This is a genomic window from Acidovorax benzenivorans, assembly GCF_028680575.1.
GTDB lineage: Bacteria > Pseudomonadota > Gammaproteobacteria > Burkholderiales > Burkholderiaceae_C > Acidovorax > Acidovorax benzenivorans.
In genome coordinates, this window is the sequence record NZ_JAPCKI010000003.1 from 437,010 (window position 1) to 453,928 (window position 16,919).

The 16,919-nt window shown below is 65.5% G+C and carries 13 protein-coding genes; 7 read left to right on the forward strand and 6 right to left on the reverse strand.

The annotated features are described in order from the left end of the window. Nucleotides 1–108: 108 nt before the first annotated feature. The 4 genes from ppsA to OIN59_RS07900 all read left to right on the forward strand — a co-directional run bounded on the left by ppsA (nucleotide 109) and on the right by OIN59_RS07900 (nucleotide 5,676). The gene (gene ppsA / locus OIN59_RS07885; protein ID WP_274108943.1) at nucleotides 109–2,499 is read left to right on the forward strand and encodes a phosphoenolpyruvate synthase; all 2,391 of its coding nucleotides are present in this window, start codon (nucleotides 109–111) and stop codon (nucleotides 2,497–2,499) included. Nucleotides 2,500–2,566: 67 nt separating this feature from the next. Continuing rightward, a complete protein-coding gene (locus OIN59_RS07890) occupies nucleotides 2,567–2,932 on the forward strand; it encodes a DUF4212 domain-containing protein (RefSeq protein WP_274108945.1) in 366 nt (121 codons plus the stop codon). After that, nucleotides 2,925–5,021, forward strand: a complete 2,097-nt coding sequence (locus tag OIN59_RS07895; RefSeq protein WP_274108947.1) for a VC_2705 family sodium/solute symporter — start codon at nucleotides 2,925–2,927, stop codon at nucleotides 5,019–5,021. Before OIN59_RS07890 ends, OIN59_RS07895 begins: the two co-directional genes overlap by 8 nt. 130 nt (nucleotides 5,022–5,151) lie before the next feature. Next, entirely contained in the window at nucleotides 5,152–5,676 is a 525-nt protein-coding gene (locus tag OIN59_RS07900) for a hypothetical protein (protein WP_274108948.1), read from the forward strand. Nucleotides 5,677–5,857: 181 nt separating this feature from the next. On the opposite strand, the gene OIN59_RS07905 is transcribed toward OIN59_RS07900, so the two are convergent. The 3 genes from OIN59_RS07905 to OIN59_RS07915 form a co-directional block, all read right to left on the reverse strand. Then, on the reverse strand, nucleotides 5,858–6,217 hold the full coding sequence (locus OIN59_RS07905; RefSeq protein ID WP_056061897.1) for an FKBP-type peptidyl-prolyl cis-trans isomerase: 360 nt from the start codon (nucleotides 6,215–6,217) through the stop codon (nucleotides 5,858–5,860). Nucleotides 6,218–6,359: 142 nt separating this feature from the next. After that, entirely contained in the window at nucleotides 6,360–6,668 is a 309-nt protein-coding gene (locus OIN59_RS07910) for a winged helix-turn-helix transcriptional regulator (protein WP_056639856.1), read from the reverse strand. 216 nt (nucleotides 6,669–6,884) lie between these two features. Further along, nucleotides 6,885–7,787, reverse strand: a complete 903-nt coding sequence (locus tag OIN59_RS07915; protein ID WP_274108955.1) for a LysR family transcriptional regulator — start codon at nucleotides 7,785–7,787, stop codon at nucleotides 6,885–6,887. Between the two features lie 174 nt (nucleotides 7,788–7,961). Here OIN59_RS07915 and OIN59_RS07920 point away from each other — a divergent pair, with 174 nt between their 5' ends. From OIN59_RS07920 to OIN59_RS07930, 3 genes are all read left to right on the forward strand, one after another. Then, nucleotides 7,962–8,888, forward strand: a complete 927-nt coding sequence (locus OIN59_RS07920) for a hydroxymethylglutaryl-CoA lyase (RefSeq protein ID WP_274109069.1) — start codon at nucleotides 7,962–7,964, stop codon at nucleotides 8,886–8,888. A 24-nt stretch (nucleotides 8,889–8,912) separates the two neighbouring features. Next, entirely contained in the window at nucleotides 8,913–10,130 is a 1,218-nt protein-coding gene (locus tag OIN59_RS07925) for a CaiB/BaiF CoA transferase family protein (protein WP_274108957.1), read from the forward strand. An 81-nt stretch (nucleotides 10,131–10,211) separates the two neighbouring features. Continuing rightward, nucleotides 10,212–11,249, forward strand: coding sequence for a tripartite tricarboxylate transporter substrate binding protein (locus OIN59_RS07930; RefSeq protein ID WP_274108959.1), 1,038 nt, complete (start codon nucleotides 10,212–10,214; stop codon nucleotides 11,247–11,249). Between the two features lie 200 nt (nucleotides 11,250–11,449). Here the strand turns inward: OIN59_RS07930 and OIN59_RS07935 are convergent, their stop codons facing one another. From OIN59_RS07935 to rpoD, 3 genes are all read right to left on the reverse strand, one after another. After that, nucleotides 11,450–13,024 (reverse strand): methyl-accepting chemotaxis protein, encoded by a 1,575-nt coding sequence (locus OIN59_RS07935; protein ID WP_274108961.1) that lies wholly within the window; start codon nucleotides 13,022–13,024, stop codon nucleotides 11,450–11,452. A 49-nt stretch (nucleotides 13,025–13,073) separates the two neighbouring features. Continuing rightward, a complete protein-coding gene (locus OIN59_RS07940; protein WP_274109071.1) occupies nucleotides 13,074–14,102 on the reverse strand; it encodes a Bug family tripartite tricarboxylate transporter substrate binding protein in 1,029 nt (342 codons plus the stop codon). A 266-nt stretch (nucleotides 14,103–14,368) separates the two neighbouring features. Next, a complete protein-coding gene (gene rpoD / locus OIN59_RS07945) occupies nucleotides 14,369–16,744 on the reverse strand; it encodes an RNA polymerase sigma factor RpoD (RefSeq protein WP_274108963.1) in 2,376 nt (791 codons plus the stop codon). Nucleotides 16,745–16,919 lie beyond the last annotated feature (175 nt).

Consider the following 16,919-nt stretch of genomic DNA (forward strand, 5'->3'; position numbering starts at 1 on the left):
ACAACCACAACGACAAAGCTGCAGCCTGTGCATGGCCGCTCGCCCATCGCTTCTCTATACAGCAAGAGGCGGGCGCGCAGACCCAGTTTCAACTTCTGGAGCTTTCCCATGTCTGCACTTTTCAGCCCGACCGCCCTGGTCGTACCGTTTGAAAACCTGAGAATGACCGATGTCGAGGCCGTTGGCGGTAAAAACGCCAGCCTCGGCGAGATGATCTCCCAACTGCCGCAGGGCGTGCGCGTGCCCACGGGCTTTGCCACCACCGCCCACGCGTTCCGCGAGTTCCTGGCCTACGACGGCCTGGCTGACCGCATCAGCGCCAAGCTCAAGAGCCTGGACACCGAAGACGTGCGCGCCCTCGCGCAAGTCGGCGCAGAGATCCGTGCCATGGTCGAGGCCCAGCCCTTCCCGGCCGACCTGCAAAAGGCCATTGCTGACGAGTTTGCCAAGCTGAGTGCTGGCAACCCCGCCGCATCATTTGCCGTGCGCTCCTCCGCCACGGCCGAGGATTTGCCCGACGCATCGTTTGCCGGCCAGCAGGAGACCTTCCTGAACGTGGTGGGCATCGACGAAGTCATGCACAAGATGAAGGAAGTGTTCGCGTCGCTGTACAACGACCGCGCCATCTCCTACCGCGTGCACAAGGGTTTTGAACACGACGTGGTGGCCCTGTCCGCCGGTGTGCAGCGCATGGTGCGCTCTGACCTGGGCGCGGCCGGCGTGATGTTCACCATCGATACCGAATCCGGGTTTGAAGACGTGGTGTTCATCACCAGCAGCTACGGCCTGGGCGAGACGGTGGTGCAGGGCGCCGTGAACCCTGACGAGTTCTATGTGCACAAGCCCATGCTCCAGGCGGGCAAGAAGGCGCTGATCCGCCGCAACCTGGGCAGCAAGCTGATCCAGATGGTGTTCTCTAGCGCCGAAGAAAAAGCCGCCAGCGGCAAGCTCGTCAAGACCGTGGACGTGCCCACCGAGCAGCGCAACCGCTACTCGCTGACCGACGCTGACGTGGAGCAGCTGGCCCGCTACGCGCTGGTGATTGAGCAGCACTACGGCCGCCCCATGGACATCGAATGGGGCAAGGATGGCACCGACGGCCAGCTTTACATCCTGCAGGCGCGGCCTGAAACCGTGAAGAGCCAGGCCAAGGGCCAGGCCGAGCTGCGCTACAAGCTCAAGGGCCAGGGCACCGTGCTGGCCGAGGGCCGCGCGATTGGCCAGAAGATTGGCACTGGCCCCGTGCGCCTGGTGCACAACATCTCCGAGATGGACAAGGTCCAGCCCGGCGATGTGCTGGTGACCGACATGACTGACCCCAACTGGGAGCCCGTGATGAAGCGCGCCAGCGCCATCGTCACCAACCGGGGCGGGCGCACCTGCCACGCCGCCATCATCGCGCGCGAACTGGGCATTCCGGCCGTGGTGGGCTGCGGCGACGCGACCGAGCGCCTGAAGGACGGCACGCTGGTCACCGTGAGCTGCGCCGAGGGCGATACCGGCCACATTTACGACGGCCTGCTCGAAACCGAAGTCACCGAAGTGCAGCGCGGCGCGATGCCCCCCATCAAGACCAAGATCATGATGAACGTGGGCAACCCCCAGCTCGCCTTTGACTTTGCCCAACTGCCGAATGAAGGGGTTGGTTTGGCGCGCCTTGAGTTCATCATCAACAACAACATCGGCGTGCACCCCAAGGCCATCCTGGACTACCCCCAGATCGATGCCGACCTGAAGAAGGCCGTGGAATCCGTGGCCCGTGGCCATGCATCGCCCCGCGCGTTCTACGTGGACAAGGTTGCTGAAGGCGTGGCCACCATTGCGGCCGCCTTCTGGCCCAAGCCCGTCATCGTGCGCCTGTCGGACTTCAAGTCCAACGAATACCGCAAGCTCATTGGCGGCAGCCGCTACGAGCCGGAGGAAGAAAACCCGATGCTGGGCTTCCGTGGCGCGGCCCGCTACATCAGCGAGGACTTCGGCGAAGCCTTTGCGATGGAGTGCGAGGCATTGAAGCGCGTGCGCAACGACATGGGCCTGACCAACGTGCAGGTGATGGTGCCCTTTGTGCGCACGCTGGGCCAGGCCGAGCGCGTGACCAAGCTGCTGGCCACCCATGGCCTGCAACGGGGCAAGGACGACCTCAAGGTCATCATGATGTGCGAGGTGCCCAGCAACGCCATCCTGGCCGACCGCTTCCTGGAGTTCTTCGACGGCTTCTCCATCGGCTCCAACGACCTGACCCAGCTCACGCTGGGCCTGGACCGCGACTCGGGCCTGGAGCTGCTGGCAAAAGACTTTGACGAGCGCGACCCGGCCGTCGAGGCGCTGATCCACCAGGCCATCAAGGCCTGTCTGGCCCAGGGCAAATACATCGGCATCTGCGGCCAGGGCCCCAGCGACCACCCTGACTTTGCGCAGTGGCTGGCCAAGGAAGGCATCTCGTCGATCTCGCTCAACCCTGACAGCGTGATTGCCACCTGGCAGCAACTGGCAGGCTGACGCACCGACCGAGCTGCCATGCGCCGACTGCACCACCCGCCATCGCGTCCGTGATGCCGCGCCAGTGATGCCGTTGCAGCAGCCCGCTACCCGCCCCGCCGACGCCGAGATGGCGGGGCCGTTCCCCCCGGACTTGCACGACGTGCGCCACCTGTGGCTCAAGGCAGGACTGCTCCTGCTGTGGGCCCTGGTGTCGTTTGGTTCCACCTATTTCGCCCGTGACCTGCAAGTGCTGGTGTTTGGGGGGTGGCCCCTGGGCTACTGGATTGCAGCCCAGGGCGCCGTGCTGGTGTTCATTGCCATCGTAGTCGCCTACGGCTGGGCCATGAACCACCTAGAGCGGCAGGACCAGATGCGCCGTGAGGCGCAACTGCAGCAACTTCAGCAGCAACAGCAGTCCGCCACCTCGGCGGCAGATCGTGCCCATGGCTGAGCGCAAGCCAGGCAGCGCAGAGGCGGATCGCGCCTACCTGTGGCGGCTGCACCGCATCCTGGCGCTGTATGTGGCGGGGGTGTTGGGTTTTCTGGCGCTGATGATCTGGGCCGAGCACCAGGGGCTGTCGCGCCACTGGATCGGCCCGATCTTCCTGTTTCTCACTGTGATGGTCTATGCCGGCATCGGCGTGTATGGCCGCACGACGGACCCCGAGGACTACTACGTGGCGGGGCGGCGTATTCCGCCCATGTACAACGGCATGGCCACGGCGGCCGACTGGATGAGTGCGGCGTCGTTCATCAGCCTGTCGGGCGCGCTGTACCTGCAAGGCTTTTCGGGCACGCCGGGGCAGGCCGGTGGCCTGGCCTACCTGCTGGGATGGACAGGTGGCTTTTGCCTGGTGGCCATGCTCATCGCCCCACACCTGCGCGCCATGGGCCTGTACACCGTGCCCGACTTCTTTCACGTGCGTTTTGGCGGGCGCTGGCCGCGTGTCATTGCCGCGCTGGCGGCCGTGTTGTGTTCGTTTACCTACGTGGTGGCGCAGATCTACGGCGTGGGGCTGATCGCCTCGCGCCTCACCGGCGTGCAGTTCGAGATCGGCATCATGCTGGGCTTGGGGGGCGTGCTGCTGTGCTCGTTCCTGGGCGGCATGCGGGCCATCACCTGGACGCAGGTGGCGCAGTATGTCGTGCTGCTGCTGGCGTTCATGATCCCAGTGTCATGGCTTGCGTACAAGCAACTGGGCAACCCGCTGGCGCCGCTGGTGTATGGCGCGCAGATCAGCAAGATTGCCGATCTGGAGGCGCAGTTGCTCGACTCCCCGGCCGAGCACCAGGTGGTACAGGTCTACCTGCAGCGCGCCAAGGACTTCGAAGAGCGCTTGCAGGACGTGGAGGCATCACTGAAGCGCGAGCGCGAAAAGGGGCGTGAGCGCATCCGGGCCCTGCGTGCCCAGAACGCCGATGTAGGCCTGATCGTCACAGCCAGCCGCGAACTGGCGGCGTTGCCGCGTGATGCGGCCTCGGCCCGCGAGCGCTGGACCCGTGAAATGCGCGAAAACTACGAGCGCGCACGCCCTCTGGGTGGACTACCGCCTCACAGCCAGGCCTATGCGGGCGACCCGAACGGCACACCCGAGGAGCAACGCGACTACGACCTCACGCGCCGCAACTTTTTGGCGTTGATGTTCTGCCTGATGGTGGGCACCGCCGGGCTGCCTCACCTGCTGACCCGCTACTACACCGCGCCCTCGGTGTCAGCGGCGCGCGCCTCGGTGGGTTGGTCCTTGTTCTTCATTGCGCTGCTGTACCTCAGTGCGCCTGCACTGGCCGTTCTGGTGAAGTTCGAGGTCATGCAGAACCTGGTGGGCAGCAGTTTTGAGGCGCTGCCTACCTGGATGGCGCAGTGGGCGCGGGTAGACAGCTCTCTGCTGTCGGTGGAGGACGTGAACGGCGATGGCCTGATCCAGTTTGGCGAGATCCGGCTGGGGGCAGACCTCATCATGCTGGCCACGCCCGAGCTGGGCGGACTGCCGTATGTGGTGTCGGGCCTGGTGGCGGCGGGCGGGCTGGCGGCGGCGTTGTCCACGGCCGACGGCTTGCTGCTCACCATCAGCAATGCGCTGGTGCGCGACCTGTACTTCCAGGACACACGCCGCCAGGCGTCGCCCGAGCAACGGGTGATTTTGACCAAGTTCACGCTGCTGGCCGTGGCCCTGTCGGCTGCGTTTGTAGCGGCGCTCAAGCCGTCCGAAATCTTGCCCATGGTGTCGGCTTCGTTCTCGCTGGCGGCATCGGCCTTTGTGCCGGTGATGGTGCTCGGTATCTTCTGGCGTGGCACCACGCGGCAGGGGGCGGTGGCTGGCATGCTGGGCGGGCTGGCCATCACGGTGTACTACATGCTGTCCCATGTGCCTGCCATGCAAGTGCTGCCGCGCTGGCTGTTGGCCGACGGGTTGTGGTTCGGCATCCAGCCCATTTCGGCCGGGGTGTTCGGTGTGCCGTGTGGCCTGCTCATTACCCTGGTGGTCAGCTGGATCACCAGGCCTCCGCCGCCACCGCCACGCATTCGCTCAGAGATGTAGGGATGCGTCGCGCCGGGGGCATCGGGGTTATGTGTAAACCCTGATTTGCAGAGGTGCCAAAACATGGGATTCTGGTTTGCAGGTGATCGCCTTGCGGCGTTCTCCACCTTTGCTCATTGCTAGGAGATTCATGGTTCTCGTCAAAACCCCCGCAGGCCAGGAAGCACTCAAGGACCGTCACGGCAGCCTAAGCTCGCGCCAGCGCTCGGCCTTCATTCTTTTTGACGGCAAGCGCACCACGGGGGAGATTTTGGCGGCCACGGCGGCCATGGGCATCACGCAGGACGACGTGCAGGCCATGATCGCCCAGGGGCTGTTGGCGCCAGTGGGGGGGCAGATGTCTGCTGCCGCCGTGAGCCCCGTTGCCACCAGTGCAGCACCTGCACCCGCCACGCTGGCAGAAGCTCCAGCCACCGATCTGGGCACGGTAGCGTCGCCCATCGAAGGCTCGGGGCGGTCGCCCATGGAGCGCTACCAAGCGGCCTACCCGATTGCCACCGAGCTGACAGCGGCTCTGGGCTTGCGCGGGTTTCGCCTGAACCTGGCGGTGGAAGGCGCAGGCAGTTTTGAAGATCTGGCGACCCTGGCCCCCAAGATCCGGGAGGCGGTGGGTGATGCCAAGTTCGAGCGGCTGGACAAGGCGCTGTTTGATTGAGGTCTGCTGAGCCGCTGCGCTACTCTGGTCCTCTGAGGTCGATGGCTTGGGTGACCCCGTTCACAGGAATCAATGGGCCAATGGGTCGTTGGCCTGGGAGCCAACTTCACGCGCTTGGTGCGTCGGCATGAAAAAGCGGCCCGTGGGCCGCTTTGGTATTGGTTGCCGCAAGGGGCTACGATCAGCGGCCGACCTTGAGCAGTTCCACGTCGAACTTGAGTGTGGCGTTCGGGGGGATCACGCCACCCGCACCGCGTGCACCGTAGCCCAGGGCGGCTGGGATGATCAGGGTGCGCTGGCCGCCAATCTTCATGCCTTGCACGCCTTCGTCCCAGCCCTTGATGACCATGCCGGCGCCCAGTGCAAATTCAAAGGGGTCGTTGCGGTCGCGGCTGGAGTCGAATTTGGCGCCTTGCTCGCCGTTGTTGTACAGCCAGCCGGTGTAGTGCACCGACACGTTCTGGCCTTTGGTGGCTTCGGCGCCTTCGCCCACGGTGGTGTCTTCGTATTGCAGGCCGGATGCGGTGGTGGTCAGTGCCATGGAAATTCCTTGTTTGCTATTAAAAATATAGCTTCAAGCGCTTGTGTTGATTGCGCTTGAAGCTATTTTGACCCCTATTTTAACGAAAGCCCCGCTCGGAGGCCGGGCGGGGCTTTTGCCTGTGTGAGCAGGGCGGTGTGCGTCAGGCCTTCTTGGCGCGGCCTGCGACCCAGCGGGTGGCAAAGGCCTGCACGTCCGACAGGCGCTTGAGCAGGTCAGCGCCCGAGGGGGTGACGGTGTAGCCGTCGCTGCCATGGTCCACAAAACCGGCTTCGCGCAGCTCTTTGATGCGGGTGTTGAGTGTGTTGGGGGTGATGCCACCCACGCTGTCCTGCAGCAGGCGGAACGTCTGGGGGTGGCCGTCCTTCAGGGCCCACAGCACGCGCAGCGCGTAGCGGCATTCAAGTCTCTCGAAGAGCTGGTTGATGGAAGCATTTTCTTTGGAGCTCATGGACGCTTCTCCTCGCGCAAGTGTTGGATCTGGATTCAGTGCGGGTGGCCGCCAACCGGGCCCGCTGATGCGCTGAGACTATAGCGCGGAACCCATTTTGCTACAAGTTTAGTAGCTCAGAACGCACAGCACACATGCGCTAGTGGCGAAAAATACAAGGTTGCGTATCAAACTGTTGCGACAGGGCCACGGTTTGCACGGGGTTTGTTGGTGGTTCTAGGCCCGCCCCAGCCCCGCCAGATGTCGCACCAGCAACTGGGCCGCAGGGGGCAGCCACTGGGCGCTGCGGTAGCAGATGGCAAAGCGCCGCTGGGCCCACGGGTCGCTCAGCGGGACGATGCGCACCGGCGCCAACTGGGCAAACGGCTGGGCCACCTCGCGCGGCACCACGCTGATGGCCAGGTTGGCGCGCACCACCCGCAGGGCGGCGTCAAAGTTGGACACCAGCACCCGGTGGGCCAGCATTTTCCCCTCGACGGCCGCAGCGCGCGCCAGCAGCACCTGCACCGCGCTCAGCGCGGGCATGCTGACGAATTCATGCTCCAGCACGTCGGCAAAGCGCACGCTTTCCAGTTGAGCCACGGGGTGCGACTGGTGTGCCACTACGGCCAAGTGGTCGCTGCGGTAGGCGCTGGTCTCCAGGCCCGAGAGGTCGGCGGCATCCCAGCAGATGCCGATGGACGCGCTGCCGTCACGCACGCCCTGCACCACGTCGGGGCTCACCCGTTCTTCCAGGCTGATCTGGATGTTGCGGTGCGCCGGGTCTTGCAGAAAGGCCGCCACGTCGTCCGCCAGCGACTCGGCCATGACCGACGCCGTGACCAGCATGCGCACATGGCCCCGGGTGCCGGTGGCGTAGGCCGCCATGTCGCGCTCGATCTGCCCCACACTGGCCAGCATGGTGCGGGCATGCTCCAGCAGCGTCTCGCCCGCCGGGGTGGGCGCCACGCCCCGGCGTTTGCGCACCAACAATTGGGTGCCCACGGCATCTTCCAGCTGCGCCAGCCGCTTGCTGATGGCCGAGCCCACGATGGATTCTTGCTCTGCCACGCGCGCAATGCTGCGGTGCTCGCACACGGCGGCAAACAGCCGCAAGGTCTGCAGATCCAGGTCACGCATGGCAAGCCTCCAGAGGTGGTGGGTGATGTTCCGTTTGGGAATGTTATGGCTTCCGAAATGTATTTTCTGATTCTGTTGGGAATTTTTAAAATCTCGCTCAGACCCACCCGAAAGAGGCATCCTGTGAGCACTTCCCCGATCCCGTCCGCCCTGCCGGGCGTTGTGGCCCACGCCATGGTCCGTGAGGTGGGCCTGCGCGACGGCCTGCAAAGCATTGCCACCGTGGTGTCCACCGCGCACAAGATCGAATGGATCAACGCCGCCTACGCCGCCGGCCAGCGCGAGATCGAGGTCGGCTCTTTCGTGCCCGCCCGCCTGCTGCCCCAGTTGGCCGACACGGCCGAGGTGCTGGCCCATGCCAAAACGCTGCCCGGCCTGGTGGCCTCGGTGCTCGTGCCCAATTTCAAGGGCGCCGAGCGCGCACTGGAGTGTGGTGCCGACCTGATGGTGGTGCCCTTGTCTGCCAGCCACGCCCACAGCCTGGCCAACCTGCGCAAGACGCCCGACGAGGTGGTGGCCGAGGTGGCCCGCATCCGCGCGCTGCGCGACGCCAGCGGCAGCCGCACCCTGATCGAAGGCGGCGTGGGCACGGCCTTTGGCTGCACCCTGCAGGGCGAGGTGGCCGAAAGCGAAGTGCTGCGCCTGATGCAAGCGCTGCTGGATGCGGGCGCCGACCGCGTGAGCCTGGCCGACACGGTGGGCTATGCCGACCCCGCCTCGGTCGCCCGCCTGTTTGGCAAGGCCCGTGCGCTGGTGGGTGACCGCCTGGCCTGCGCGCACTTCCACGACACGCGCGGCATGGGTCTCGCCAATGTTTACGCGGCCTGGCAGGCGGGCATCACCCGCTTTGACGCCTGCCTGGCGGGCATTGGCGGCTGCCCGCACGCACCGGGCGCCAGCGGCAACGTCACCACCGAAGACCTGGTGTTCATGCTGGAGCGCATGGGCGTTGCCACCGGTATCGATGTGACCGCGTTGCTCGCGCTGCGCCAGCGCGTGGCCGGATGGTTGGCGGGCGAGACCCTGCATGGCACGCTGTGGCAGGCGGGGCTGCCGCAGAATGCCGCACCCGCCGCGCTGCGCGAAGCCGCAACGGCCTGAACTCCTTTTTTGAACGCTCTGAACATGAACGACGACACACCAGCCGCACCCTCGTCCCCCCGCCTGCCGCTCGAAGGCTTGCGCGTGGTGGAGTTCACTCACATGGTCATGGGCCCCACCTGCGGCATGGTGCTGGCCGACCTGGGGGCCGAGGTCATCAAGGTCGAGCCCGTGGACGGCGACCGCACGCGCCACCTGCTGGGCGCGGGCGCTGGTTTCTTCCCCATGTTCAACCGCAACAAGAAGAGCATTGCGCTCGACCTGCGCAGCCCCGAGGGCCTTGCGGCGGCGCGCAAACTGGCGGCATCGGCCGACGTGGTGGCGCAGAACTTCAAGCCCGGCGTGATGACGAAATACGGCCTGGACTACGCCGCGCTGAGCCAGATCAACCCGCGTCTTGTCTACGTCAACCACACGGGCTTTCTGCCCGGCCCGTACGAGCACCGCACGGCACTCGACGAGGTGGTGCAGATGATGGGCGGCCTGGCCTACATGACCGGCCGCCCCGGCGACCCGCTGCGCGCGGGCAGCAGCGTGAACGACATCATGGGTGGCATGTTTGGCGCGATTGGTGCGATGGCGGCGCTGATGCAGCGCGGCATTACCGGGCGTGGGCAAGAGGTGGACTCGGCCCTGTTCGAGAACAACGTGTTCCTGGTCGGCCAGCACATGATGCAGTACGCCGTCACCGGCAAACCGGCGGCCCCCATGCCCGACCGCATTTCGTCGTGGGCCGTATACGACGTGTTCAGCGTGAAGGACGGCGGGCAGATCTTTCTGGCCGCCGTGAGCGATGCACAGTGGCAGACCTTTTGCGACGCCATGGGTTATGCCGACCTGAAGGCCGACGCTGGCCTGACCACCAACAACGACCGCGTGCGCGCCCGCCCCACGCTGATGCCCGTGCTGCGCGAGCGCCTGGCCACGCACACCGCAGATGAACTGGCCGCGATCTTCGAGCGCCACGGCCTGCCGTTTGCGCCCATCCGCCGCCCCGAAGAGCTGTTTGACGACCCGCACCTGCACGCTACGGGCGGCCTGGCCGACATCACACTGCCCGATGGCGATCGCGCGGGTCAGACGGCGCAGATCACGCTGATGCCGCTGCGCATGGCGGGCCAGCGGCTCGATGTGCGCTGCGACCCGCCGCGCCTGGGTCAGCACACGGCAGAGTTGTTGCAGGGCCTGGGCTACTCGGCCGAGGATGTGGCTGCGCTGCACGCGGCCGGGGCCATCGCCTGATTTCTTGACGCCATCCTTGGGCATAGCTACGTGGCGCAGACCACCGCCCAGGGTTCCCTGACCACGACCGGAGACAAACCCATGCCGCGCATCACCACCGCCCCCGCTTCACCCCACGCCACGTCTGCCGCCCGCAGCGTGCTCACACGCCGCCAGGCCCTGACCACCGGTGCGGCCGCACTGGGCGCCGCCGCCTGGGGCCTGCCGCGCATGGCGCGCGCCCAGGGCGACGGCAAGCCGCTGCGCGTGATCCTGCCGCTGTCGGCGGGCTCAGGGGCCGACGGCGCCATCCGCGCCATCAGCACCAGCCTGGCCAAGGCGCTGGGCCAGCCCATCGTCATCGAGAACCTGCCGGGCGCGGGCGGCATCACCGGCACCACGCAGATCGTGCGCGCGCCCAAGGACGGCTCGGTGATCGGTGTGGTGTCCAACAACCATGTGGTCAACCCCAGCGTGTACAAGAACATCCCGTTCGATTCGCTGGCCGACATCACGCCCATCACCATCCTGGGCGCCACGCCGTTTGTGCTGGTTGCGCACCCCTCGGTTCCCGCCAAGACGGTGCAGGAGCTGATCGCCCTGGCCAAGTCAAAACCCGGCGTGCTCAACTACGGCTCGTCCGGCAACGGCACCATCCTGCACCTGGGTGCGGCCATGTTCGTGGACCAGGCCAAGCTGGACATCAAGCACATCCCTTACCGGGGCATGGGCCCGCTCATGAACGACATCCTGGGCGGGCAGGTGCAGCTGGGTGTGGTGGCGGTGGCCCCGGCTGCTGCGCACATCAAGGCGGGTGCGCTGCGCGCGCTGGGCGTGACCACGGCCACCCGTGTGGCTGCATTGCCGGGCGTGCCCACCATTGCCGAGCAAGGTCTGCCTGGTTATGAGCTGGATGGTTGGATCGCCCCGGTGGCGCCTGCGGGCCTGCCCAAGGCCGAGCTGGCCCGGCTGTACAACGGCTTCAAGGCCGCCATGGAGATGCCTGAGGCGCGCGATGCGCTGATTGCGCAGGGCTACGAGATCAAGCTCACGCCGCCCGAGCCTGCCGCCGCCTTCTTCCGCAGCGAAGCGGCCCGTATGGCCCAGGTGGTGAAGAACGCGAACGTGAAGATCGACTGAAGCAGCGCAGGGGCTGCCTGCGGTGTGTTTTCGCAGGGCGTCAGGCAGGTTTTGAGGGTTTTCGGGCTCTTGCGCTAGTGCAATATGCCTGAATAGCTATTGTATTGATAGCGATTACATCGCCGCCGTGGCCCTGCGCCCGCAGGGCTGCGGTGCCATCGCAGGGGCGGTGTGATGTGCAACTGCCTTGCGCCCCCGTGTCAGGCACGCGGCGCGGGCAACGCGTGGTGGGCCTGGCGCAGACGGAACACCTCCACGGCCTCCACCAACTGGCGGGCCTGCCCGCTCAGGCTGCCTGCCGCAGCGGCGCTTTCTTCGACCAGTGCGGCGTTCTGCTGCGTGGCCTCGTCCATGCGCACGATGGCCTGCGTCACGCGCAGCATGTCGCTGGTCTGCGCGGCGCTGGCCTGGCTGATTTCCTCCATCAGCGCGCTCACGCCCTGAATGGATGACACCACCTCGGCCATGGTGGTGCCCGCATTGCGCGCCAGGTCCGAGCCAGCCTGCACGCGCTCCACGCTGGTCTGGATCAGTTGCTTGATCTCGCGCGCGGCGCTGGCGCTGCGGGTGGCCAGGTTGCGCACCTCGCTGGCCACCACGGCAAAGCCCCGGCCCTGTTCGCCGGCGCGCGCGGCCTCCACGGCGGCATTGAGCGCGAGGATGTTGGTCTGGAATGCGATGCCGTCGATGACGCCAATGATGTCGGCAATGCGGCGTGAGCTGTCCTGGATGCCTTGCACCACCTCGACCATCTGCGTGACCACGTCGCCGCCGCGCTGCGCCACCGAGGCACCGTTTTTGGCCAGCTCGTTCGCGCGTTGGGCGTTGGAGGCGTTTTGCTGCACCGTGGATTGCAGCTGCTGCATGGAGGACGTGGTTTCGTCCAGCGACGATGCCTGCTCTTCGGTGCGATGGCTCAGGTCGGCGTTGCCCTGGGCGATTTCGGCACTGGCGCTGGCCACCCCTTCGGCATTGCTGCGCACGCCGGAGACAACGTCTTCCAGGTTGTCCTGCATGGCGCGCAGGGCCTCCAGCAGACGCGCGGGCTCGTCCTTGCCATCGACCTCGATGGTGGTCGTGAGGTCACCCGCCGCCACCTTGTGTGCCACCGACACCGCCACGCCCAGGGGGCGAACCACCGACCGCGTCAGCAGCCAGCCCGCGCAGGCGCCCAGAGCTGTGACCAGCGCGAGTGCCACCAGGCTGCTGACCAGCGCACGCCGGGCGTCCTGCGCGGCCTCCTGGGCGATGGCTGCGCTGCTGGCGGCCACCTGCTGGCTCAGTTCGGTGAGCAGCTTGGCGGGGCCCTGGTCGATGTCCGCCACGTCCGCATCGCCTGCTGAGGGCACAAAGCCCAGCGACTGGAACACCTCAAAGCCCTTGCGGTAGCCCTGGGCCATCTGCGCGTGGGCCTGGGTGAACTTTTGCAGCGCGGCCTTTTCCTGCGCGTCGATCAGTTGGGGCTCCAACGCCTTGGCGGCGTCGGCCACGCGCTTTTCGCTGGCCTGGAAGGCGTTCCAGTGTTGCTCGCGCTTGCGCGAGTCCTCGCCGCGCAGCAGGGTGTTCTTCCACTCCAGCACCTGGGTCTTGAACTCGCTTTCCATGCGGCTCACGGCGCGTTCCTGGGCCACACGCTGTTGCACCGTGGTGTCGTACGTGCCCAGGGTTTGGTACAGGGCGGCAATCCCGAACAGTGCGGCGCCCAGCAGCAGGGCAAGCACCAGGCCCAGGCCCGTGGCCATGCGGGCACCGATGGAGTGGTTGGACATTTTCATCAGAGGCTCCAAAGGTTCTGCAGCGGGCCCGGAGGGCCTAGTGGTGAGATCAGGCCTTCAGCTTGAGCAAATAGACCATCACGCGGGCGGTGGTGAGGTCCAGCTCCATGAACTCTGCCAAATCCTTGCCGGTGAGCCAAGAGGGTTCCCACCGGTTCTGCTTGAGGGTGCGTGTCCACGATTCATGGTGGGTGGCGGCTTCGATGGCGGCCAGCATCTCTGCCGCCCGCGCAGGTGCCACGCCCTTGCCTGTGAACACGCCGCGCCAGTTGGCCATGACGGCGTCCAGCCCCTGTTCGCGGAACGCGGGCAGGCCAAACGCGCTGCGGCGCGACGAGACGCCGATGGCCCGCAGCTTGCCCGCCGCCATGGCGTCGCTGAACTCGCTGTAGCCCGACAGGCCCACGGCCGCGTTGCCGGACATCACGGCTTCGACCACCTCGGCACCGCCCGGAAACGGCTTGTAGACCAGTCCCTCCGGGTTGGCCTTGGTGGCACGCGCCAACACGCCCGCAAAGATATGGTCCACGCCCCCGGCAGAGCCACCGGCCACGGGCACCGCCTTCAGGTCTGCACGCATGGCATCGGCCAGGTCCTTGGTGGTCTTGATGGGCGATTGCGCCGCCACCGCCGCCACCAGGTAGTCACTGGTCAGGCGCGCCAGGGGCTGTATCTGGCTCATGTCCACCGCCGGTTTCTGCAGCGCCACGGCGCCCACCATCACCATGCCACCCATGAACAGGGTGTTGGCATCGTTGCCATATTTTTCAGCGTACTTGGCCAGGCCAATGGTGCCGCCCTTGCCGCCGATGTTTTCGTACTCGACCTGGTCCGCAGCCCCGGCGCCCACGAGCGCCGCGCCCAGCGCGCGACCGGTCTGGTCCCAGCCGCCGCCCGGGTTGGCGGGGATCACGATGCGCAGCGTGCCCGCCAGCTTGGGCACTTTGGGCGGCGCGCTGCGCGCGGCAGCGCCTGCCTGGGCCCAGGCGGAGGTGGCAAACGGGGCCCCGAGTGCGCCAATGGCGCCCGTGGCTGTGGCGCGGGCAAGGATCTGGCGGCGGTTGAAGGAGGTCGTCATACGGTCTTTGGCAAAAAAAGGGGGGATGCAGATCGTTGGGTCGGCCTGTGCGTATTGCGACAGGAGATTGCCGAACTGCATGGCAGTCTCCTTCAGCCGTGTGGCAATGGTCACCATCCAAGCTGTCAGTCTGCTGTCGGTGGCATGGGGGTAAACGTGGGGGCTTCGCTGAGCAAAGCCCTAAAAAAACGCCCTGCGCCGCAGTTGCGGGGCAGGGCGTCGGGGCCTGGGCAGGCCACAGTGCGGCCGGTGGGGCTTGTGCTGGCTTACAGCGAGTCGATGAAGCTGCGCAGCTTGTCCGAGCGCGATGGGTGCTTGAGCTTGCGCAGCGCCTTGGCTTCTATTTGGCGAATGCGCTCGCGGGTCACGTCGAACTGCTTGCCCACTTCTTCCAGCGTGTGGTCGCTGGTCATTTCGATACCGAAGCGCATGCGCAGCACCTTGGCTTCGCGGGGGGTCAGGCCATCGAGGATGTCTTTGACCACATCGCGCAGGCCGGCCTGCATTGCGGCTTCGATAGGCGCGGTGTTGGCACCGTCCTCGATGAAGTCGCCCAGGTGGCTGTCGTCGTCGTCGCCGATGGGGGTTTCCATGGAGATCGGCTCTTTGGCGATCTTCATGATCTTGCGGATCTTGTCCTCGGGGATTTCCATCTTGGCCGCCAGGATGGACGCATCGGGCTCAAAGCCAAACTCTTGCAAGTGCTGGCGGCTGATGCGGTTCATCTTGTTGATCGTCTCGATCATGTGCACCGGGATACGGATGGTGCGCGCCTGGTCGGCGATCGAGCGGGTGATGGCCTGGCGAATCCACCACGTGGCGTACGTCGAGAACTTGTAGCCACGGCGGTATTCGAACTTGTCCACCGCCTTCATCAGGCCGATGTTGCCTTCCTGGATCAAATCGAGGAACTGCAGGCCACGGTTCGTGTACTTCTTGGCAATCGAGATCACAAGGCGCAGGTTGGCCTCGATCATTTCCTTCTTGGCATCGCGCGAGGTGGCTTCACCTTCGTTCATGCGCTTGTTGATGCCCTTGAGTTCGGTCAGCGGCACGACCACGCGCGACTGCAGGTCCATCAGCTTTTGCTGCAGGTCCTGAATGGGCGGGATGTTGCGCGCAATGATGGACGACCAGGGCTTGCCAGCGGCGGCTTGCTTCTCGACCCACTGCAGGTTCAGCAGATTGGGCGGGAAGTCCTTGATGAACGTCTCCTGGGGCATGCCGCACTTGTCCACGATGATGCGGCGCAGCTCGCGCTCCTTCTTGCGCACATCGTCCACCTGGCCGCGCACCATGTCGCACAGCTTCTCGATGGTCTTGGCGGTGAAGCGGATCGTCATCAGCTCGGCCGACAGGGCGTGCTGGGCCTTCACGTACGCAGGGGTGCCGTAGCCTTCCTTGTCGTACACCTTGTGGACCTTCTCGAACAGCTCGCGCAGCTTGTCAAAGCGCTCCAGCGCCTGCTTCTTGAGTTCTTCGAGCTTCTTGGTCAGTGCCTTGGAGCCGCCCTTGCCGTCGTCATCGTCGGCTTCGTCGAATTCGTCGAAGTCTTCTTCGGCCACATAGTCGTCGGCCTCGTTGGGGTTGGAGAAACCGTCCACGATGGTCGAGATGACGACCTTGCCTTCGCGGATTTCCTCGCCCATGTTCAGGATCTCGGCGATGGTGGCGGGCGATGCGCTGATCGCCTCCATCATGGCCATCAGCCCGCCTTCGATGCGCTTGGCGATTTCGATTTCGCCTTCGCGGGTCAGCAGCTCCACGGTGCCCATTTCGCGCATGTACATGCGCACGGGGTCGGTGGTGCGGCCGAATTCCGAGTCCACGGTGGACAGCGCGGCTTCGGCAGCTTCTTCGGCTTCTTCTTCGGTAGCGCCTGCAGGAGCGTTGTCCGTGATGATCAGCGCTTCGGCGTCAGGCGTTTGCTCGTACACCGCCACGCCCAGGTCGTTCAGCGTGGTGATGACGGCTTCGAGGGTTTCGGCATCGACCAGCTTGTCGGGCAAGTGGTCGTTGATTTCAACGTGTGTGAGGTAGCCGCGTGTCTTGCCCAGCTTGATCAGGGCCTTCAGGCGCTGGCGGCGCTTTTGCATGTCTTCTTCGGACAGGACGGTTTCGTCCAGGCCGAATTCCTTCATCAAGGCGCGTTCCTTCGCCTTGCTGATTTTCATGCGCAGCGGCTTGACCTTTTCGACCGTGGCGGTCGCTTCAGGAGTTTCCTCGACTTCGCCTTCCAGGTCCGATTCGATGTCGGACAGGTCGGTGTCGTCACCGCTCTCATCGCCACCGGCAGCTGCCTTGGGCTTGCGGCCCCGTTTGGCGGGGGCCTTGGCTTCGGCGGCACCTGCTGCCTTGGCAGGGCGGCCAGGGCGTTTTTTGGGGGCGTCTTCGTCTTCGGAGGCTGCCGCAGCCTTGGCGCGGGCAGGTTTCTTCTTCAGCAACTCATCGGCAGCTTTGATCAGCTCGGCGGTACTTTTCACGGGCACAGTTTTCACTTTCTTGGCGACCGGGGCGGGCGCGGCAGCAGCGGCCTTTTTGGGGGCCGCCTTGGCCGGCGCTTTGGCCGCGGTTTTGGAGACAGCCTTTGCGGCGGTGCCTGAGGCAGACTTGGGCGACTTCGCGGACTTTTGAGCGGGCATGGAGCAACCTCAGAATCAAAAACGGACACAAAGAAAACGCAAGCGCCTCAGATCCCGGCGCGGGTGGCAACGCAAAGCAACAAGGGCTTTGCGCCTGGAGGGGACACCCTCAGCGGCAAGATGTCTGGGCGATCATTTGGTGTGCAGTCCTTGCGATAAGTGGACCCATCAGCGC

What these genes read in the sequence shown, in the direction of transcription:
- ppsA (WP_274108943.1), top strand. Translation starts at nt 109, where the DNA reads ATGTCTGCACTTTTCAGCCCGACCGCCCTGGTCGTACCGTTTGAAAAC.
- OIN59_RS07915 (WP_274108955.1), bottom strand. Translation starts at nt 7,787, where the DNA reads ATGCGTGACCTGGATCTGCAGACCTTGCGGCTGTTTGCCGCCGTGTGC.
- OIN59_RS07895 (WP_274108947.1), top strand. Translation starts at nt 2,925, where the DNA reads ATGGCTGAGCGCAAGCCAGGCAGCGCAGAGGCGGATCGCGCCTACCTG.
- OIN59_RS07925 (WP_274108957.1), top strand. Translation starts at nt 8,913, where the DNA reads ATGAACGACGACACACCAGCCGCACCCTCGTCCCCCCGCCTGCCGCTC.
- OIN59_RS07905 (WP_056061897.1), bottom strand. Translation starts at nt 6,217, where the DNA reads ATGGCACTGACCACCACCGCATCCGGCCTGCAATACGAAGACACCACC.
- OIN59_RS07930 (WP_274108959.1), top strand. Translation starts at nt 10,212, where the DNA reads ATGCCGCGCATCACCACCGCCCCCGCTTCACCCCACGCCACGTCTGCC.
- OIN59_RS07940 (WP_274109071.1), bottom strand. Translation starts at nt 14,102, where the DNA reads ATGACGACCTCCTTCAACCGCCGCCAGATCCTTGCCCGCGCCACAGCC.
- rpoD (WP_274108963.1), bottom strand. Translation starts at nt 16,744, where the DNA reads ATGCCCGCTCAAAAGTCCGCGAAGTCGCCCAAGTCTGCCTCAGGCACC.
- OIN59_RS07935 (WP_274108961.1), bottom strand. Translation starts at nt 13,024, where the DNA reads ATGAAAATGTCCAACCACTCCATCGGTGCCCGCATGGCCACGGGCCTG.
- OIN59_RS07890 (WP_274108945.1), top strand. Translation starts at nt 2,567, where the DNA reads ATGCCGTTGCAGCAGCCCGCTACCCGCCCCGCCGACGCCGAGATGGCG.
- OIN59_RS07900 (WP_274108948.1), top strand. Translation starts at nt 5,152, where the DNA reads ATGGTTCTCGTCAAAACCCCCGCAGGCCAGGAAGCACTCAAGGACCGT.
- OIN59_RS07920 (WP_274109069.1), top strand. Translation starts at nt 7,962, where the DNA reads ATGGTCCGTGAGGTGGGCCTGCGCGACGGCCTGCAAAGCATTGCCACC.
- OIN59_RS07910 (WP_056639856.1), bottom strand. Translation starts at nt 6,668, where the DNA reads ATGAGCTCCAAAGAAAATGCTTCCATCAACCAGCTCTTCGAGAGACTT.